Raw genomic sequence first — 19,738 nt, forward strand, 5'->3', positions numbered from 1 at the left:
CGCAAGCGCGCTCCCACAAGAGCTCTCTCCGGGTGGCTTAGCCTTCGACGATCTCGCGGTCGTCGGGGCGTGTCACCGCCAGCTCCGACCAGTCCAGCTCGTTCTCGAGCAGGTGGAACACGTCGTCCTCGATCTCGCCCTTATGGCGCATTTCCAGCAGGCGTATGCGCTTGGCCTGCAGGCCCCTACGCTTCAGTTCCGACATGCGCGTGCCGGTGACCGGGTCGTGGCCGGCTTCGGCTTCGCGGCGCGCGTCGGCATAGTGTTCGCGGGTGCGTTGCGCGGCTTCGTCGGTTTCGCCCTGGAGCGTTGCTTCCGCGACATCCAGTAGGGCAAGCCGTACCTTCGATGCATCGGCCTGCAGCGTGGCGTCACGATCGAAGCGGAGGTACTTCACCAGCCACGCCAGCGTGGTGCCCTGGAACACCAGTGTGCCTACGGTTACTGCGAACGCCGTAAGCACGATAAGGTCGCGTTGCGGGAAGTTATCCGGCAGGCCGAGCGCGGTAGCCAGGGTGACGAGCCCGCGCATGCCGCACCATGCGACCACGAGGCCCTGTTGCGGCGTGGGATTGGGCTGGCTCTTGCGGAACGTGCGCAGCAGCACGTTGTAGAGCATGACCCACGCGAACCTCACCACGATGCACACGAGTAGCGCGGTGCCGGCGAACCACAGCGCGTGTTCGAGCTGCGGCCCTTGCAGCCGCGCCACGATGCTGCGCGATTGCAGGCCGACCAGCAGGAAGGCGATGACGTTGGAGATGAAGACCACGGCCGCCCACACCGAATAGGCGTGCACGCGATCGCGTGGCGGCGTTTCGCCCGGCAGCACGTGGGCGATCGTCATGGCGAAGGAGACGACGCACAGGATCGCCGACACGTGCAGCGATTCGGCGATGATCCAGATGCCGAACACGCCCGCGAATTGCGAGAGGGTGGCACTGAGCGTGCCGCGCAGTTCACGGGACAGGACGACGAACAGCCGGCCCAGCACCCAGCCGAGCAGGATCCCGCCAGGCACCGCGAGCAACAGCATCGGCAGCGTCCGGGCCAGGCCATCCGGGGCCATGGCCGTGCGCACGGCCACGCCGAAGATCAGCAGCGCGGAGGCATCGTTGAGCAGGCTTTCCGCCGTGAGCACCTGCACGGTGCGCCGCGGCAGGTTCAGCCGGGAGAGCATGGCCGTGGCGGCACCCGCGTCCGGCGGCGCGACGATGGCGCCCAGGGCGATGGCGGCGGCCAGCGGCATGCCGGCCCAGGCGACGCCGAGCCAGGCCACGGCCGCCGTGGTGAAGATGACCGCCACGACCGCCAGCGACACGGTAGGCAGCCAGAACCGGCGCAGGGTGCGCGGCGGCATGTCGAAGCCGGCATCGAGGAGCACCGGGGCGATGAACAGGACCAGGGCCAGCTTGGGGTCCATGGCGATGTGCGGCGCCCAGGGCAACGCCGCCACGGCGGTGCCGGCGGCCGCCAGGATCGTGGGATACGGCAGGGCCAGGCGCCGCGACAGCCGCAGCAGGACCACCGCCAGCAGCGACAGCAGGATCATGCTTTCAAATAGCGCCATGGCTCCTCCCCCGGTCACGCCTGCGCCCATGCTACCCGGCTCGCATCGTTTTGCGACGGTGGGTTACCATCCGGCGCATGCCTTTCGACACCGGGGTGCCGATGAAACGTCTGATCGCCGTGGCCGCCATTGCCGTCGCGCTAGCCGGTTGCCAGGGTATGGCGGCCAAGGTCTCGCGGCTGGAAGTCGGCACCTCACGCGACGACGTGCTCGAGCGCCTGGGGCCGCCCGACTCCGACCGGAGCATCGTCGGCTACGAGGTCATGAGCTGGCTGGACCGCCGCCCGGGCCGGTTCTCCTTCTCCCATAAGGACTACACCGTTGTGCTGAAGGACGGGAAGGTCACCCAGTTCGGCCCCGGCCTTATCCGTCGCGACGGCAAGACCTCGCTGCAGATCGAAACCGGCGATCCGTAGCAACCGGCGGGAAGACGCATCAAGCCGATACAAGCGCGGCAGTGGCGCAGGGGACTAGGTTTTCCCCAACGCGCCTGACGGGAGATTCCCGCGATGCCACAGCCAAGCCCCCGACCGTCCCCGACGTTCGCCGACCTCTCGAGCGAACTGACCCGCCTGCACGATGCGCGCGAAGCCGCCATCGGGCGGACCCTCGATGCCCTGGAAAGCAGCCACCCGCCGCTCGCCCAACTCGTGCTGTGCTGCATCGGTGACCGCCAGCGCGCGGCGCGCTGGCTGGTGATGCCACAGCGCGCCTTCGCCGGCCGCAGCGCGTGCGACATGCTGGCGGATGGCGACGTGGAAGCCGTCTGGGACCAGGTGGTCTACAAGCAGTTCGGCCCGGTGGCGGCGGTCTAGATCCAGCCGCGCCGGGCGTAGACCCACAGCGCCGCGTATTCGCGCAGGCAACGGGCGGTGAGGGTGAGTGCCTCGCGCCTTGGCAGCCAGCCCGCGGAGCGGCTCAGCAAGGCGTGGTTATCGTCGTCGGACGGCGCCGGCGCCACGTGGATGCCCTCGTGGCGGAACGCCGCCGACGCGCGGCGCATGTGGATGGGGGACGTCACCAGCAGGATGTTGCCGAGCCCGTCGGTCCGCAACAGCGCCGCGGTGTTGCGCGCGTTCTCGTGGGTATTCGCGCTCGTGGCCTCGACCCGCAGGTCAGCTGACGGCACACCGGCGCGGCTATAGCCGCGGGCGAGTGCCCGGGCCTGGTCCCTGCCGGAGACCAGCATCAGCGGGGCGTAGCCCTCCTGCCACAGGCTCAGGCCGACGCCCGCCCGCGTGGGCGTTTCGTTCCACGTGCCGACCGGCAGGGTGCCACCACCCAGGACGACGATAGCGTCGCGTGGGGTGCCGGGGGCAGGCGTGCCCACCAGGCCGTCGCGAAGGCGCAGGGCCACGGCAGGCGACGAGGCTGCCCAGATCCACGCGACCGCGAACGCGCCTGCGACGAGCGCGGCGCGGGGCTTGCGCGCAAGGACGCAGCCACCGGCCAGCAGGCCGAGCAGCAAGGCCTGTACCGCGGGATGCAGCAGGCGCGAAATCAGGTCTTCAAGCAAAGCCAACCGCTCCGGATTGAACGATTCGCGGGAGGGCCATCATCGCGCAAACCGCAGGTTTCCACCGTCGGTCAAACGGCATAGGCGGGCTGTCGGAATGGACGCGGGGCCCCGTAGAAATGACGATACCGGCCGAGTGAACACACAGGGGACGGGTCGTCATCATGAAGCGTTGGAATCGCATCGCCACCATCATCGCAGCCATCCAGCTGGCGGCCTGCGCCACCGGCGGCAGCACGCTCCCGCCACCGAAGATGGATGCCACCAATCCTGTGGTTGAGGCTTACCTCATCGGCGTGGACGACCAGTTGCAGATCACCGTCTGGCACAACCCGGACCTGAGCGTCAGCGTGCCGGTACGCCCGGACGGCAAGATCACCGTGCCGCTGGTCGGTGACATTCCCGCGGGTGGCCGCACCACCGACCAGGTGGGTGCGGAGATCCAGCAGAAGCTCGCGCAGTACATCCGCGATCCGCAGGTCGCGGTGATCCTCACCGCGCTGCGCAGCCATGAATACCTCTCGCGCGTTCGCGTCACCGGCGCGGTGCGCAGCCCCATCTCCATCCCGTACCGGCAGGGCATGACCGTGCTCGATGCCGTACTGGCCGCGGGCGGCACCACGGAGTTCGCGGCGCCTGATCGCACCGAGCTTTACCGGCACACGGGCGAAGGCACCTCGCAGGCCTATTCGATCCAGCTGCAGAAGATCCTTCAGCAGGGCGACCTGGCCAACAACTACCCGGTGCAGCCGGGCGACGTGATCACTGTTCCGCAGCGCGCTTTCTGACCGACCGCCCGGCCCTGGCCGGGCGCAAGAGGATCAATCGATGAGTGGGGAAGTCGTTCCTTTCGCGGGCATGCTGCCCGCCTTGCTGGGTGAAGCACGCAGGCGCCGCCTCACCATGGGCATGGTGTTCGCGGCGATCGCGCTGGTCGCCCTGGTCGTGGGCATGCTGTGGCCCAAGAAGTACGAAGCGTCGGTGACGATCCTGGCGCAGGATTCGAGCATCATCACGCCACTGATGGAAGGCGCGGCCTCCGCCACCGGCACGAAGAACCGCGCGGGTATCGCCCGCGACGTGATCTTCAGCCAGGCGGTCCTCGACAGCGTGCTCAAGGCGGGTGGCTGGGCCTCGTCCAACCCCACACCCATCGAGCGCGACAAGCTGATCGAAGGCATCAAGGCGCGGACGAAGATCACCAACACCCGCGACAACCTGATCACCATCAGCTACTTCGATTCCGACCCGCGGCGCGCCTTCGAGGTGACCCGCGCGTTCGGCCAGCGCTTCATCAGCGAAAGCCTGGCGTCGAAGCAGCAGGAAAGCCGCGAGGCCTACGAGTTCATCAACAGCCAGGTCGAGGCCTACCGCACCAAGCTCACGGATGCGGAAGACAAGCTGAAGGCTTATCGCGACGCCAATGCCGATGCGCGCCCTGGCAGCGAAACCGATACCAATTCGCGGATCAGCCAGCTACGTACGCAGATCGAGACCAACCGCATGGATTACATGCAGAAGGTGTCGCAGGCGTCCGCGCTTAACTCGCAACTGAGCGGCGAATCCGAGGTGAACTCGGTGCAGACGGTCGGCGGCGTCTACCAGAGCCAGCTCGCCGACCTTCAGGGGCAGCTGGACAAGCTGCTGCTGAACTACACCGACGACTATCCGGACGTCATCCGCCTGCGCCACCAGATCGAGGACGTGCGCCGGCAGATGGCCTCGGCCGATGCCACGCGTGCCGTGGGCTCGGGCGTGCAGGTCGACCATAGCGTCGCGATGAACCCGGTGTACCAGCAGATGCGGATCCAGCTGGCGCAGACCCGCGCGGATGCCGCTGCAAGCGCGGCGCGCGTCGGGGCGAGCGAATCGATGCTGCAGGCCGAACTGGAGCGCAGCAAGCGTATCGCCAACTCCGAGAACGTCGTGGCGGAACTCACCCGCGACTACAACGTGAACCGCGATGTGTACCAGGACCTGCTGAAGCGCCGCGAGAACGCGCGCGTGTCGATGAACCTCGACGCCGAGCAGCGCGGCCTGACCTTCCTGGTGCAGAACCCGGCGGTGATGCCGCTCGTGCCCTCGGGCCTGCGCTTCATGCACTTCGGCCTGGCCGGCCTGGCGCTCGCCTTCGCGGTGCCCATCGGCCTGCTGTTCATGGTGGCGCGCTTCGACCCGCGCGTGCGCTCCGTCGCCCAGCTCGAACGTGCCACGGGCTTCGCGGTGCTGGCCTCCGTGCCGTTCTACCCGACGCCGCGTGACCGCCGCCGCAGCCACCTGCACAACATGATGCTGGGGATGATCGTGCTGGGCGTGGCCATGGTGTACCTCCTCGTGATCTGGCTTCGCCTGAAGGGCTAAAGGACATTCGATATGGCCGTTAACAACATCGAACTTGGCGACGTGGTCGCCACCGCCCACGACGAAGCCCATGCCACGCCGAACCATTCGATCGCGCGCATGCGCGACGAAGCCGGCGCACTCAGCCCGGTGGATTGCGAGCGCAAGCGCCTCATCCACCGCGAGGAGTCGGTCCGCCAGCAGTCCGATGCGTTCCGCGGAATCCGTACCCGCCTTCTCGAGATGGGTGGCGACAGCAACTTCATCACCCTGGTGTGCTCGGTGAGCCCACGCTCGGGTGGCAGCTTCATCTCGCGCAACCTCGCCACGGCTTTCGCCTTCGATGAGTCGAAGACCAGCCTGCTGATCGACTGCAACCTGCGTTACCCGAACCAGCACAAGGCGCTGGGCGTGGAACCGGCGACCGGCGGCCTCGTCGATTTCCTCGAGCACCCGTCGCGCGGCATCGCCTCGATCATGTACCCGACGGGCGTGCCGCGGATGCGCGTGATCCCGGCCGGCAAGCCGCGCGAGAACAGCAGCGAGTATTTCTCGTCGTTCCGCATGCGCGCGGTGCTGGATTCGCTGCGCTGCCGTTACCCGGATCGCTACCTGTTCCTCGATGGCCCGCCGGTGAAGGGCGCGCCGGATGCCCGCATCCTTTCCGACCTCGCCGACTTCGTCGTGCTGGTGGCCGGATACGGCCGCGATACGTCAGCGGCCATCAACCAGGCCGTCGCCAATTTCGATCCCGCCAAGCTCGCGGGCGTGGTGTTCAACGAGTCACCGTGAGCCTCGGCTCCAGGGGAGGGAACATGCCGGCAGTGAAGAGGCTCACCCATGCGGTGTTGCTGGCCCTGGCGTGCGCGGCACCGGCGATCAGCCAGGCCGGCACGCTCAATTACACGCTGTACGCCGGCCTTGAGCACAGCAACAACATTGCGCTCTCCCCGGATAACCCGATCAGCGAGAACGTGCTGACGCCAGGTGCCACGTTCCAGTTCAACCAGACCGGCTCGACGTTCCAGGCCAACGTGGCCGGCGCGTTCGAGTACCGCAAGTACCTGCAGAACCACTTCGACTCTCAGACCCAGACCCAGATCGTGGGGCAGGGCAACTGGACGGTCATGCCGGACCGCCTCGATTTCTCGGTCGAGGACTACGCGGGCGTCCAGCCCGTGGACCAGCTCCAGTCCGATGCGCCGGACAACCAGCAGCAGACGAACGTGCTGGCGCTTGGCCCGACCCTGCGGATGCGCCTGGGCGATGCCACGCGCGCGCAGTTCGAGCTGCGCTTTATCAACAGCTATGCCTCGAAGGTGGACGAGTTCGATTCCAACCGTGGCCTGGTGGCGTTCCGCCTGTTCCGCGACCTCACGCCGACGGACACCATCTCAGGGAACCTCGAGTACCAGAAGGTCGATTTCGACAACCAGCCGAGCAGTGCGAACTACAAGCGCGAGGAAGCGTACCTGCGCTACACGAGCCAGCTGGCGCATTTCGATGCGAACATCATGCTGGGCGGGACGAAACTGGATTTCAACGAGGGGCGCAACCGTTCCGCGCCGCTGTTGCGCCTGCAGATCGGCTGGCAGCCGACGCTGCGCAACTCACTGGCGGTGGCGGGCACGTACCAGTACGCCGACGCGGCCACGGATCTCATGACCTCGCCCTCGGTCTACGGGCTGGGCGCAACCGACAACGCTGACCGCACCCAGGCGCTCGATCCGTTCGCCAACACCGGCGGGCTCGGTAGCGGCAGCCTCTCCGGCATCGGTGTCGGCAGCGCGGTGATCGGCTCCGATGTGTACAAGGAAAAGCGCTTCGAGGCCACGTGGACCTGGAAGAGCGAGCGCCTGAACATCACCGTATCGCCCGCGTGGAACAAGCTCAATTACATCAACCAGAGCACGTTCAACCAGACCGGCAAGGGCCTGAGCGCGGGCGTCGGTTACCGGATCAACCCGACCCTGACGCTGACCGGCTTCGGCACGTTCGACCGGCTGAAGTACGACACGCTTTCCCGCACCGATAACACGGTGCGCCTCGGACTCGACCTCGGCCAGCAATGGAACCGCCACTGGAGCTGGCATGCCGCGGTCGCCCGCGAGCGCCGCACCAGCGATGCGGTGGGCCAGGACTATCGCGAAACCCAGTTCTTCATCGGCGTGGTGTACCGGAGGTAAGCATGCGTATCGACCCCGAACTGCCGTTCTTCTTCGGTGCCGATAGCGGGTTGTTCGGCATGTACCACGCACCGGCTTCGACGCCGCGGCGCGCGGTGCTGATGTGCCCGCCGCTGGGCCAGGAGCTGATCCGCACGCACCGGCTTTACCGCCAGCTGGCCCAGGCGCTCGCGGCGCAGGGCCTTGCCGTGCTTCGTTTCGATTACCACGGCACGGGTGACTCCGCCGGGGAGAGCACGGACGTGGACTGGCAGCGCTGCATCGGCGACGCCGTGACCGCAGCGGGCGAGCTCCGCTCACGCGCCGGCGTCGATCGGGTTGTCGCCTTCGGTGCGCGGCTGGGTGGCAGCATTGCGCTGGCCGCCGCAGACCGTGCGCGGTTTGGCGAGGTGATCGCCTGGGATCCCGTGGTGGATGGCGATGACTACGTGAGCGCGCTGGACGGGCTGCAGCATGCATTGCGCGAGGATGGCGACCGCTTCAACCAGCCGCGCACGCATGCGGATGTCGCCGAGCAGTGGCTTGGCTTCGATATCGGCGAAGGCCTGCGCACGCAGATCAAGGGCCTGCGCGTCGCTCCGCCGAACGTGCCCACCCTGGTCCTCGATTCGCTGCCGGCCAGCGCTGCACCGCGCTGGGAACACCTGCTCTCGCGGCGCGGCACGGTGGCGGCGATCAGCCCCCCGACGCCGTGGAGCGACCTGCGCCGGCTCGAGTCCGCGATTCTTTCGCACCCCCTGATCCAGGCCGTCACTGGCCGACTGACGGAGAACGCATGATGCGCGAGGAAGCGTTCCGTTTTGGCCGCGCCCGGCACCTCGTCGGTATCGCTGGCGTGCCCGAGGGCGCGCGGGGCGAGACCGGGGTGATCGTGCTCAACGCCGGCCTGGTCCACCGCATTGGCCCGTTCCGCCTGCACGTGGAGCTCACCCGCCAGCTCAACGCGGCGGGCTATCCCACGCTGCGCTTCGATCTCTCCACGCTCGGGGATAGCGGCGCCGCCGGCGGCGGGCTCACCCGTACGCAGCAAGTCTGCGCGGATGTGGACGACGCGATGAAGCTGCTGGCGGAACGTGCCGGCTGCGAACGCTTCGTCCTCGTTGGCCTGTGTTCGGGCGCGCAGAACGCGCATACCGTCGCCGCCAGCGACCCACGCGTCAGTGGCGCGGTCTTCCTCGATGGGTATGCCTACCAGACCCTGGGTTACAAGCTGCGCCACTACCTGCCACGCATGTTCGACGCGGCGCGTTGGGCGCGCTTCCTGCGCAGCCGTTCGGGTGGTGTCGTGACGGAGAAGCCGGCATCCGAGCCGGTGTTCTCGGTGGCGCCCGCGCCGCGCGAGGAAGTGATCGCGGATTTCACCGGCATGGTGGGCCGCGGCATGAAGCTCTACCTCGTGTACTCCGGCGGCATCAGCTACTGCTTCAACCACGCGCGGCAGTTCCGCGAGTGCTTCGGCAAGGTCATGGACCACCCGGGGGTGACGACGAGTTACCGGGCGGAAACCGATCACACCTACATCCTTACCGGCGACCGCGCGCGGCTCGTCGACGGCATCGGCGGCTGGCTGGCGCGGAACTTCCCGCCGACGGCGGGGAGGCATGCATGAGCACGGTCCTGGTCACGGGCGGCGCCGGTTACATCGGCAGCCATACGGTGCAACCGCTGGTCGAGCGCGGCGAACGCGTCGCCACCACGCCCGTCGCGTCCGTGGCATGACCCCCGGCTTCGCCCATCGTCGCCGTTCGGCCCGGCCCATGTGGGAGCGCGCTTGCGCGCGATGCTCCGCCGCCACCGACACGACGAAGCCCATGTGGGAGCGCGCTTGCGCGCGATGCTCTCCACCAGTTGCCGATACCACGGGCCCCATGACCCGCCACTTCCTCTTCCTCCTGGCCTGCCTCCTGGCGCTCGCCTCCATCATTGGCCCCGATCTCGCGGTCGCCTCTGGCGCGCTGCCACCCGCGATCCAGAAAATCGACGTGAAGCGCGTCGCCGGGCAGGGCGATGCCATGCCGGTATCCGTAGGCATTCCCTTCGCCCCAGGGATGCTCCGCGACGCCCACGACGTACGCATCCTCGATGCGCACGGCAACGAAGTGGCAGCCGACGTCAAGGTCATGCTGACCTGGCATTTCCGCGACGGCAGCATCCGCGCGGTCCGCGCGCAGTTCCGCGCCGGGCAGGGCACGTATTACTTCGCGTTCGGCGAACCCCGCCAGGCATCCGCACCGGGCTGGCCGTATCCGGATGGCCTGGTGAAAGGCAAGCCGGCGGCGTTGGGGACGTTGACCCCGCAGTGGCTCACCGCCTCGCTCATCGCCGGCCCGCAAAGCGTGGCGGCGAAGGACGAGGCGTACGCGCGCTACGTCGATGCGCAGTTCGGCTGGGCGCGCGACCTGCCGGTGAAGGACACCACGGCGTGGCTGTTCGACCGGCCTTCCACCTTGTTCAAGGCGTATGTGCGCACCGGGCGCGCGGATTACCTCGAAGCCGCGGAAGAGAGCTACCGCTGGTACATGGCGGGGATCAAGCGCGATGGCGTGCCGGTCAGCCCCTCCTGCGCAGGCGGCTGGCTGCCGGATGAGAAGCCGTGCGACGTGAAATACGTCTACATCGAGCCGATCCCGCTGGCGGTGGGACTCACCGGCGACGACAGCATGCACGACGCCGACCTGGTCACGAAGATGGCCGACCTGTGGGCGAGCGGCGGCTGGAACGAGCGGCCGGGCCCGTATGCGGGGCCGAAAGATTACTTCACCGAGCGGCTCGCGGGCCTGGGCCTGATCGAGACCGTTGCGGCGTTTGAATTGACCGGCGACAAGCGCGATCGCGAGCGTGTCGCTTCGCGGATCGGTTGGCTCGAAGCCCACCAGCGGCATAACCCCGATGGGCTCGGGGACGACGGCTCCTGGCGCAACAGCTGGAACGTCCATGAGAACGATCCGAATGGCCCCGACGACGTCCGTGGCGCATCGCCGTGGATGAGCGAGAACATCATCGATGGCCTCTGGCATGCGTGGCTGGTGACGAGCGATCCGCGTATTCCGCCGATGATCGTGGACTTCGGCAAGTACCTCGAGCGGTTTGGCTGGATCGATCCCAAGTTCCTGGTTTCGCCGCACGACTGGCGGAATGGCTGTTCCGGGCCGAACGGCCAGATCGCGTGGTACTGGTCGTCTTCCCACGCGCCTGCCGCCGCGATCACGAAGATCCAGGAGAGCGAAGGCTGGTACAGCGACGGGCATACGGTGGAACTCGGGCTTCCCGTGGCCGCCGCGTATTACTTCACGACGGATGCGGCGCAGGCCGCGGCGCTGAAGAAGCGCTTCGCGGCCATCGCGGATTCCTATAGCCCATCCTGTGCGGCCATCTCGGATACCTTGCGCCGGTTCAACTGGAACAACCGCGGCGCCGGCGTGGCGCAGTGGATGATGGCCCAGCCGGCCGGCGCGGGCCTGAAGGCAGCGGCGGTGGGCAGCGCGGCGCCGCACGCGGATAAGGTCGCTCCAGGAGCTTCACCGTGACCCGCCGCCTCGATGTCCTGCGCAGCGTCGGCATCGTCACGGTGTCTACGTATATCGAGTACGCGCTCGGCCTGTTGATGAGCGTGTGGATCGCACGTTCCCTCGGGCCCGCGGATTTCGGTAGGTACGCCTTCACCGTTTGGCTTTGCGGCTGGCTGATCGTCTGCTCCAACCATGCGCTGACCACGTCTTCCACCAAGTTCATCGCCGAAGCCGACGGCATGGGCGATCCGCGCCTGGCGTCGAGCCTCGCCGCACGGTTCGCGCGCATCCAGGGCTGGAGCTCGCTGGGTGTGATCGGGCTGTTCGTCCTAGTTGCGGTGTTGTTCCGCCCGTCGGAGTGGGACCAGTCCCTGTTGCCGATCATGTTGCTCGTCGTCGTGGCGGTCGTCGCCAAGGCGAACTACGCGATGCTGGTGGCGATCGGCAAGGGGCAGGAGCGCTTCGAGCCGGAGGCCGTGGCCACCGTGATCGGTGGCGTTATCGGCATGCTGCTCGTCCTGGGTGCCATGTTCGCCCATGCCAGCCTGCTCGCCTTCGTTGCGCTGTTCACGATCGCCTGCCTGCTGCTCAACCTGATCAACCGGATCATGTACCGGCGGCTCTGCCGGCCCTTTGAGCCGGGCCCCGTGCCTGAAGCGATGGCCGCGCGGGTGAAACGCCACCTCAAGCTCACCGCCGTGCTCGTGCTGATGGGCTCGTTCAGGACCGGCACGATCGAAGTCTTCCTGCTGAACACGTTCAGCGGGTCCGTCGCCGTGGGCTATTTCGCCATTGCCGGCACGCTGACTCGTGGCGCCGTGCAGCTGTTCTCCGTGGGGCTCACCTCGACGCTGCTGCCGTACATGGCCAAGACGTTTGGCGAAAGCGGGACGGCGAAGGCCGCGCGCTTCCTTTCCGAGGCCACGCGATTCTATTGGGCCGTGGGCATCTGCATCGCGGGGCTGGGTGTCGTCACCACCCCGGAAATCGTGCGGCTCATGTACGGCACGCGTTACGTGGATGCGATTCCCGCGATCGAGGCGACGCTGGTGCTCGGCGGCCTGCTGCTTATCGGTAACGGCATTGCGGCCTTCCAGACTGTCGTCGACCGCCAGGACGACCGCCTGCGGATCGCTGCGGTCGCCCTGGTCGCGAATGCGGTGCTGAGTATCGCCCTGATTCCGCCGTTCGGGCTGGCGGGTGCCGTCGGGACGTATGCCGCCACGCGTATCGTCGAGATGGCGCTCGCGGTCCACTACCTGCGCAAGGCGACACAGGGCGGCCTGCCGCTGGCGGCGATGACACGGCTTTTCGCGGTGGGCGTGGTGGCCACCGCCGCGGCGTGGGCAGCCACGGAGGCGACGCCCTCGCGGCTTGGCTTCCTGCTGGGTGCGGCCGCGTTCATGGCCATCTACATCCCGGGTAGCGCATGGGTGCGCTACTGGTCCGCCGACGATCTCCAGTTGATGGCAGGCATCAGCCGCAGGCTGGGGCCGCCCGGGCGCGTGCTCTCGCGCGTGCTCGCCACCGTGCCGCCCGCGGCGGCGAAGGCTTCCCCATGAACTACCTCTGCTCGACCCTGCATGACCTGGACGCGCTGCGCGCCGCGCGCGACGAGATGGCCGCCCTGGCGGAACTGCCGGGCGGCTGCGACGGGATCGTCCAGCATCCGGACTGGATCGCCTACGAGGTGGAGAGCCGCGACGATGGCACGGCGCCGCATGTGGTGGTCGTGCGCGACAGTGCAGGGCGCATGGTCGGCTACGCGCCGCTGCTGGCGATCCGCCACACCGCGCGGCTGGACCTCGCCGGGCGGCGTGTGCGGGTCTACGAGGGCGCGGCGTTGCGCATGCTGGGCGCGGGTGTCGTTTCATCGGCGGACGATCGGGCGACCGTGATGCTGGCGATCATCCGCCAGCTCCACGGCGATGCGAACATTCGCGTTATCCGCATCCAGGAGAGCGCGCTACCCAATCCTTTCGCTCAGGCACTGGGCAAGGGCGAGGACATGCGGCTCGTCCCAGCCAACCTGCTGGAGCAGGTGCAGTGGACGATTCGCGACCAGCCGTCCTCGGCGGCGTGGCTCGCTCAGATGGACAAGAAGCGGCGGACCGACCTTAGCCAGCGCGTCGGCCGGGCCTACCGCAAGCTTGGTGGTGATGCCGCGTTGCATACGTTCGATACGCCCGAGTCGATGCCCGAGTATTGCCGGCTGATGCACGAGGTGTACGCGCGCACGTGGCACCACGACGACCTGCCGACGCAATGGGATCATCCGGCGCGGGTCGCGTTGTTCCAGCGGCTGGCGGCATCAGGGCACATCATTGGCCATGTAGTCGTGCGCGACGGCCGGCCGCTGGCTTACGTGCATGGCTACCGCGTGGCCGGGACGTATTTGGTCGATGATCTCGGTTATGACGAGGAGATCGCAAAGGTCGGCATCGGCTCGGTCGCGGTCTTCCAGGCCATCACGGGCTTGCTCGATCGCTTCCCGGGCGAGCGGGTCAGCTTCGGCTACGGCGACAACCAGTACAAGCGCCTGCTCGCGACGCACAACGAGCCCTGCGGCTCGTTGTACGTCGTTCGCTCGACCCGCGCGACCGCGGGCTTCCACGTCTATGGCCCCGTGCGCTGGCTATATCGCGGCCTGCATCGCGTCCGCGAAGACATGCGGGCGCGCAAGCGCGGTTGACTGGCCGGTTACCGCCCCTCATCGCGTCAGCGTGAAATTATCGATTTGCGCGATCACGCGCTCGGAGACGCCGGTAGTGTCCTTGCGTACCACGATCGAACCAATGGTGGCGCCGTAATCCATCGAGTGCAGGTGAATCCAGAGGCCGGGCAGGCCGCTAAGCGGGACCGTGTAGACCGCTTCACCAATGGCCTCGCCCTTCGTATCGAAGATATCGATGTGCACCAGCGAGCCGTTGCCACCGGAGCCATTGGCGCCATAGCCGAAGCGAACGGACGTGCAGGGCACCGCAAACTCGATGCAGATCGCGGCACGCTCATCGGCCGAACAGAGGAAGGTGCCCTCATGAAACGGAGGGACGCCATCATGGCCGCCACGAACGGTCCAACGCCCGTCGACCGGCGTGAAGGTGATATACGGCCGCTTCAGCTGGTCGATCCGGCGATAACTCAGCCCGTTGAGGTTGTCGATCACCACGGACGGCGGCGATACGGTCTTCTGCACGCGTAGCTCGAGCGCCGCCGACTCGAGCGTATGGATGCACTCGCGGCGCGGACCCCCCGGCGTTTCGAGTTTTACGAAGGTCTTCACCTGGTAGCAGACCCGAAGCATGCCGCCATCGAGCGGCAGCACTTCGCTCGGCGGGACGGGGAATGTCAGGCCTTCATGCGCGCGAGCCTCGCTACCGGTGGCCTTGTCGGTATAGCTGATTTCGGTGCCATCGGGGCATGTGCCCGCCCAGAAGAGCTGGCACTCGTCGTCATCGGCGAGACCCGGCCACGGCGGGACCTCGACAACCACGCCGCCGTCGGCGAGGACGGGATCGAGCACTGCGCCTTCTGCCTGCGGGATCTTGGGGGCGGCGAAGCGTCCCAAGGGGCCGACAACGTCGATGCGTCGACGAAACGACGGCCGCATCGCCTCCTCATGCCCATAGGTCGTGTAGTGGAACGTGCAGCACCCGCCAGCCGCGCGCCTCAGGATGTCGAGGGGAACCGGAATGTCGAGCGTCTGTCCATCGCGCCCGAGCCGGAGCAGCGGCGACGACCACGTGTCCGCCTTGCCGGTGGGCATGATGGACGCGCAGTGAAGGATCACCCGGTCACCGATGTTGGCGAAATGCCCCTCGGCACGGATGAGGACGTCCTCGCGCCGCGTATCCATCACGTGATACACGTGGCCTGCATCGTCTTCGGTGCCCTCGAGCCAGGGCGTTGGCGCGAACGAGCCGCTGACACGCAGCGGCGCATAGACGGTGGGCGCCCAGCGCGAGGTAGGGTCCGCCACATTGAGGACACGCCAGCTGATGCGAACGTCGCGCATGGCCTCAAGGCCTTTGAACGGCGACGGGATGCTAGCGACGATCGGTGATCCCACCTGTTCCGTGGTGAGGGGTTCCAACGCAATGAAACGGTTTTCCCAGGCGACGACGATGCGGTCCCCCTCCGCCATGCCGACGTACGGAGGAATCTCAACCGTCGCCCGTGGCCGGCCGCTGCGCCGGAAGGAGGTGAGGCTGGCAGCGGGAAGCCCGGGCGCAATGAACGGATGCTTGTCGCCCATCGACCGGCTGTCCGGGCCGTCCAGGGTGCGACGAGAGCGACGCCTTCTAAAAGTACCAAAGCCATTCATGGCATGGATCTCCAGGATGAGTGTTTTAGTGGATAGCGGGCGCTGCCGCGGCAGCGCCCGCCGGTAGGCAAATCAGGCAGCGGGGGCGAGGATCACCCAGGCCCAGGCGGTGCCGAGCGTCGGTCCGACAGGGATCCAGCGCTCATCCGGCTCAAGTCGCGTGAGCGAGGATCGGCGAACCTCCCGGACACCCGTCGCAGGGAACACCACGTAGCGCGTCACGGAGTTCGCCGGGGTATCGGACCAGGCGGCGTTCTCACGGATACCCGGCTCGCCGCCATACACCGCGCGCATGGCATCCCACTCCTCGACGTGCGGAACCCGACCGCCGGCCTTGGCTGCGGCGGCGGAGGCGTACCCCCACATCATCTCGGATCCCAGGTCGACGAGATGGAGGACTCCACTCACCGAAACCGGGTAGGACGCCGTGGCACCCTTCGCGTCAGTCACCGTGACGACGGCATCGCCATTGCGCAGCGACACCACGCGCCCAGTCGCCTCGTCAACCTCGACGGCGCCACTGCTCGCCGAGTAACGATACGGCGGTACGCCACCCGTCGCCATCCGAGCTACAAAAGCGCCTGCCGGCGGGACAGTTACGCGCTTTTCGGTGCGGATGATCGGTGCCGAGAGGGTCACTGGGGTTGAGTCAATACTCAAAGGCGTCGCAGAACCGGCCACGACGAGTTCCAGCCACGGCGACACAAGGTGCACGAGTGGTTCGTTCCGCACACCGTCGGGGTAACGCACGGGAGTGCGTACCGAGATGGCGTAGCGCACGCGGAGTGATCCGCCTGCGATCCGCGTCGCTTCTTCCGCGGGTACCGTGAATACCAGCGTGTGATCGGGCTTGACGTCGGCACCGGTCAGCGTCGCGTGATAGAACGTGCCATCCCCGTGGCTATTCGTGCCATTCCACTCAAGGTAGCAACGGTCGTCGGCGTCCACCCCGGCCCACGCGTTGACGATCACGTGAACGCCAGTGCTTGCAGCGAGCGGGTCGAGCAAACCCCCCGATGCCTCGGCAACCGACGGCACCGGCAGTGCGCGCACGCGCCCTTTAACGATCAGCCGGCGGCGCTGCGACTTCGCGTACGGCTCGCCGTTCGCGAGCATCGAGTAGCTGACGGAAGCCTGGCCGCCTACAAGAGGAGTCACTTTGTCGTTCGGTACAACGGCCTCGATAGTCTGGCCACGCCGCTGTACGGTGGCCGGTGGACATGTAAACGAGACGGGCTTCCCATTCTCGGTAACGCCTTGCCATGCCACGACCACCTCGTCGCCCGGTACGCCGGGATGGCCCTCGACGCGAACGACCACGTCGCGAGCGCCGACCTCCGCGAGGTCGATGGCCTTCCCCTCATCGCGCACGGTTCCCAACACCCAGGGCGACGGAGGGGCGCCATCACCTGGCGGCACATCGACCGTCGCTACGGGGGACCACAGCGACCAGTTGGCCACCCGGTCGTGAACCTGATAGCGAATCGCGACTTCGCCACCGGCCGTCGCACTCGCTGTCGCCTTGTCGATGTCGAAGCGAACCGGCTTGCGCACTTCCTGCGCGGTCAGAGGACCATACCGCAGCGATACGGTCTGCCACTGCAGCGTCACGCGGTCACCCTCTGCCATGTTGAGGTAAGGCGGAACCTCGACAACAATGCCCTCCAGATCATCGGGCAGCGTACTGGGGATCACGACGGGACGAGCCAGGGACTCGTTACGGCTCGGCGTCTCCGGATCGGGATCAAGACCACCGGGAACGGAAAGCTTGACGAGGACCTCCGCGACTGGGGTCCGGTAGACAATGTCGCGATCGGAAAGAGTGATCTGCGCGGCGAGCGGCATGTAACCTTCGCCGTAGTGGGACAGTGCGGCAGCCGGGACTTTGATTTGCGGAGCGAGTTCCTGACCGGTCTCATACTGGTGACTTGCCACGACGTCGAGGCCGGGGCCCCACAAGATCTCAACCCTGTCACCCGCCTTAATGTCTCCCCAGGGTCCCGTGCTGACAACGACGATCCTGTCAGGATTCCGTGCGATGTCGTCATAGCCCAGTCCCCCATCGATCGCATCGTAGATCGACGGCGGTATGAGCGTGATTGCGCGCGGTTCTTCTTCGATGTGCATGTTCGTGTCTTCCATGTTGTTTTCCTTGAGTTAGGGGCTGACGACCCGAGCGGAAACGATCACTTTCTCGGCGTCGGCCTTCACCTGGCCGATCGAGTTCCTGACCGTGTGAAACGATTCGAAACGGCCGTATGCGAGCGTGAAGACGATCTTGCTGTCGATATTCAGATCGATGAAGGCCACCTTGCGTGGTGGCTTCGCGAGATCGTCCTCCTTGGGCACAAGATCGGCTGCCGTGACGGAGTATTTGATGACTCCGGACGCCGCCGGAACCTCGTTTCCAGCATCCTTCGAGTCAAAGCCGGTGTAGTGGAATTCGATCTCGTCGCCGACGGCCATGTTTGCGTATCCGTAGATGCGCACGGGGGTGAATCCTTTTTTGAGATGCACCTCATAGACTGCATATTGGTTCTTCACCTCACGAAGCTTGGCGGCGTCGACGAATACGGCGCCCTGCAGCGAACCGCCTCCCGGCAGCCTGCCTTCGATGTCAATACGAACGGCTTGGGCGGGAGACCGGGAGATCGAGGTGTGAGGAGCTTTCGACAGATTGCGTGACACGGAAGCCCACAGATCGAACGTCCCTGCGTGCGCCTGGAGCTCGTCGGCCAAGACCTCGATGGACACGGGGACATCGGCATCAACGACGCGGAACGGCTTGCCGATCGGTGCATCTGCCAACACTGCCGTTACGACATCGTCCGGCTCCAGGCCGAGTGCGCGCGCGCCGCGCCATACCGGGGAACTTAGGGTGACCGTAGCCGTCGACTTGGCATCGTCGAACGTGATGTGGTTCTCCGTACCAGATTTACCACGCAGGACAGGTGTAGGGAGGCCCTCGTTCGGCTCAGTAGCGGGATGGGGGTCCCTTCCGCCCGGAACGGTCAGTTCGAACGTTCGGTGGGTCGGAGTCGATCGACTTGGGACGCCATCGCGCATGTGTACGTACGACAACGTGGCGTCGAAGGGAGTGGCCTGTCCCTCTGCCACAATGTCCCAGACGTCATCGTAGGCAAGCTCGATTTCCGCAGCGTACCCCGGTGACACGGTAGCCCCGGTTAGCCGGATGGCTCGCAGCGCGGTACTTCCGCCGAAAAGGATGATGACATCGTCTTTCTGCGCAGCCGGCGTAAGCGCCGGTACGCCAACCTTCAAAACAGGCTTGATGTCCTGTTCGGTGACGATGTCGTCGCTGGCCGCATGAATTGCAGGGGCATCCAGAGACTCTGGCGCACCTTTGAGGAACAGCGAGATTGGCGTCGCAGTGGATGCCGCAGAGATGTTCTGAGCTTTGTCTTCCACATAGTAGTAAAAGCTCGTCGTCCCATTTTCCTCGGCCAGTCCGAGCGTCGCACGGTCGAACTCAAGCAGCGTGACCTTATCGTCGGCTGGCGAGACCGTGGCCGTCATCAGGGTGATCTCACGGCCACCTTGGTTCTTCATGCAGATATGCAGCTTGTCGAGCACGTCGAAGCCGGCATACCCCGGAATGGTTCCCCTGAGGACCTGATCGGGAAGGGAGAGAAGCGTCGCGAGCGACATCCCCTCGCGCTGCACGCTGAGAGGGAACTCGATTCGAGGCAACCGGCGAGCACCGGCCGGCGTGCGGTCGATGAGCACCTGCGTCGCTTCCGACTGGACAGGCAGTCCGAATTCAGGAGTGTCGCGGTACGCGAAATCGTGGAAACCTTCGCTGAGCGACGTGCCAACTGCCTGCGGCAGTCGAAGTACGACGTATTTATCCTCCTTCCTCGTGTATTCGACGGACGTTCCGGGAACGACGTCCCCGTCGATGATCAGGTCGAACACGTTCCCCGTGATCGTGTGCCATCCGTCCGTCGAGATCACCGGGGCGTGAACGATCAAGCCGTTTGCGATGGACGAGTTGGGGATGGTTCCGTCCGGGTATGCATCCGGAATGTGCGGCGAGTAGCCCTCGATGATCTGATCATCGATACGCGGCAGCCGTACATCGTCGGCAGATGTCTCGTGCAGCAGGTGGGTATCAGCATTGCTTTTGGATCGGTCCACTTCGTGTGCTCCGTGTGGGTTGGGGTTCGCCTAAGTTAGGTTTTGCGGCGGCGACTGCCCATCAGCGCCTGCTGACGAAACGCCTGCGAGTTCGTCGCTGTCTGGTGTAGGCGTTCGACGTGATGCTGTAGGCGA

At 66.3% G+C, this 19,738-nt stretch carries 17 protein-coding genes; 12 read left to right on the forward strand and 5 right to left on the reverse strand.

All coding sequences use genetic code 11. The features are described from left to right. Positions 1-37: 37 nt before the first annotated feature. Positions 38-1,570, reverse strand: a complete 1,533-nt coding sequence (locus ACZ6YI_RS16050) for a cation:proton antiporter (protein WP_465779538.1) — start codon at positions 1,568-1,570, stop codon at positions 38-40. Between the two features lie 101 nt (positions 1,571-1,671). Here ACZ6YI_RS16050 and ACZ6YI_RS16055 point away from each other — a divergent pair, with 101 nt between their 5' ends. Both ACZ6YI_RS16055 and ACZ6YI_RS16060 read left to right on the forward strand, forming a co-directional pair. Further along, positions 1,672-1,986, forward strand: a complete 315-nt coding sequence (locus ACZ6YI_RS16055; RefSeq protein WP_440329405.1) for a hypothetical protein — start codon at positions 1,672-1,674, stop codon at positions 1,984-1,986. A gap of 93 nt (positions 1,987-2,079) precedes the next feature. Then, positions 2,080-2,385 carry an antitoxin Xre/MbcA/ParS toxin-binding domain-containing protein gene (locus tag ACZ6YI_RS16060; RefSeq protein WP_440329404.1) on the forward strand — a complete coding sequence of 102 codons (306 nt, stop codon included), beginning with the start codon at positions 2,080-2,082 and terminating at the stop codon, positions 2,383-2,385. Here the strand turns inward: ACZ6YI_RS16060 and ACZ6YI_RS16065 are convergent. Next, entirely contained in the window at positions 2,382-3,086 is a 705-nt protein-coding gene (locus tag ACZ6YI_RS16065; protein WP_465779539.1) for a YdcF family protein, read from the reverse strand. The genes ACZ6YI_RS16060 and ACZ6YI_RS16065 overlap by 4 nt on opposite strands. 164 nt (positions 3,087-3,250) lie before the next feature. Here ACZ6YI_RS16065 and ACZ6YI_RS16070 point away from each other — a divergent pair, with 164 nt between their 5' ends. The 10 genes from ACZ6YI_RS16070 (at position 3,251) to ACZ6YI_RS16115 (ending at position 13,813) form a co-directional block, all read left to right on the forward strand. Continuing rightward, the gene (locus ACZ6YI_RS16070) at positions 3,251-3,874 is read left to right on the forward strand and encodes an XrtA/PEP-CTERM system exopolysaccharide export protein (RefSeq protein ID WP_440329400.1); all 624 of its coding nucleotides are present in this window, start codon (positions 3,251-3,253) and stop codon (positions 3,872-3,874) included. A 40-nt stretch (positions 3,875-3,914) separates the two neighbouring features. Then, the gene (locus ACZ6YI_RS16075; RefSeq protein ID WP_465779540.1) at positions 3,915-5,447 is read left to right on the forward strand and encodes an XrtA system polysaccharide chain length determinant; all 1,533 of its coding nucleotides are present in this window, start codon (positions 3,915-3,917) and stop codon (positions 5,445-5,447) included. 12 nt (positions 5,448-5,459) lie between these two features. Next, positions 5,460-6,218, forward strand: a complete 759-nt coding sequence (locus ACZ6YI_RS16080; protein ID WP_440329396.1) for a P-loop NTPase family protein — start codon at positions 5,460-5,462, stop codon at positions 6,216-6,218. A 23-nt stretch (positions 6,219-6,241) separates the two neighbouring features. After that, positions 6,242-7,612 (forward strand): outer membrane beta-barrel protein, encoded by a 1,371-nt coding sequence (locus tag ACZ6YI_RS16085; RefSeq protein ID WP_465779541.1) that lies wholly within the window; start codon positions 6,242-6,244, stop codon positions 7,610-7,612. Positions 7,613-7,614: 2 nt separating this feature from the next. Next, on the forward strand, positions 7,615-8,391 hold the full coding sequence (locus tag ACZ6YI_RS16090) for a serine aminopeptidase domain-containing protein (RefSeq protein ID WP_465779542.1): 777 nt from the start codon (positions 7,615-7,617) through the stop codon (positions 8,389-8,391). After that, positions 8,388-9,221, forward strand: coding sequence for an alpha/beta fold hydrolase (locus tag ACZ6YI_RS16095; protein WP_465779543.1), 834 nt, complete (start codon positions 8,388-8,390; stop codon positions 9,219-9,221). The genes ACZ6YI_RS16090 and ACZ6YI_RS16095 overlap by 4 nt, the downstream gene beginning before the upstream one ends. Continuing rightward, on the forward strand, positions 9,218-9,331 hold the full coding sequence (locus ACZ6YI_RS16100; RefSeq protein WP_465779544.1) for an NAD-dependent epimerase/dehydratase family protein: 114 nt from the start codon (positions 9,218-9,220) through the stop codon (positions 9,329-9,331). Before ACZ6YI_RS16095 ends, ACZ6YI_RS16100 begins: the two co-directional genes overlap by 4 nt. 149 nt (positions 9,332-9,480) lie before the next feature. Then, entirely contained in the window at positions 9,481-11,139 is a 1,659-nt protein-coding gene (locus ACZ6YI_RS16105) for a hypothetical protein (RefSeq protein WP_465779545.1), read from the forward strand. After that, complete coding sequence (locus tag ACZ6YI_RS16110) at positions 11,136-12,683, forward strand: oligosaccharide flippase family protein (RefSeq protein ID WP_465779546.1); 1,548 nt, start codon at positions 11,136-11,138, stop codon at positions 12,681-12,683. The genes ACZ6YI_RS16105 and ACZ6YI_RS16110 overlap by 4 nt, the downstream gene beginning before the upstream one ends. Continuing rightward, complete coding sequence (locus tag ACZ6YI_RS16115; RefSeq protein ID WP_465779547.1) at positions 12,680-13,813, forward strand: GNAT family N-acetyltransferase; 1,134 nt, start codon at positions 12,680-12,682, stop codon at positions 13,811-13,813. Before ACZ6YI_RS16110 ends, ACZ6YI_RS16115 begins: the two co-directional genes overlap by 4 nt. A gap of 18 nt (positions 13,814-13,831) precedes the next feature. Here ACZ6YI_RS16115 and ACZ6YI_RS16120 read toward each other — a convergent pair whose 3' ends face one another. The 3 genes from ACZ6YI_RS16120 to ACZ6YI_RS16130 all read right to left on the reverse strand — a co-directional run bounded on the left by ACZ6YI_RS16120 (position 13,832) and on the right by ACZ6YI_RS16130 (position 19,603). Then, entirely contained in the window at positions 13,832-15,445 is a 1,614-nt protein-coding gene (locus ACZ6YI_RS16120) for a hypothetical protein (RefSeq protein ID WP_465779548.1), read from the reverse strand. A gap of 72 nt (positions 15,446-15,517) precedes the next feature. Beyond that, positions 15,518-17,587 carry a hypothetical protein gene (locus ACZ6YI_RS16125; RefSeq protein ID WP_465779549.1) on the reverse strand — a complete coding sequence of 690 codons (2,070 nt, stop codon included), beginning with the start codon at positions 17,585-17,587 and terminating at the stop codon, positions 15,518-15,520. Positions 17,588-17,602: 15 nt separating this feature from the next. Beyond that, positions 17,603-19,603: a hypothetical protein gene (locus tag ACZ6YI_RS16130; protein WP_465779550.1), complete on the reverse strand. Its 2,001-nt coding sequence runs from the start codon at positions 19,601-19,603 to the stop codon at positions 17,603-17,605. Between the last annotated feature and the right edge of the window lie 135 nt (positions 19,604-19,738).

Source organism: Luteibacter sp. NPDC104163, assembly GCF_055584245.1.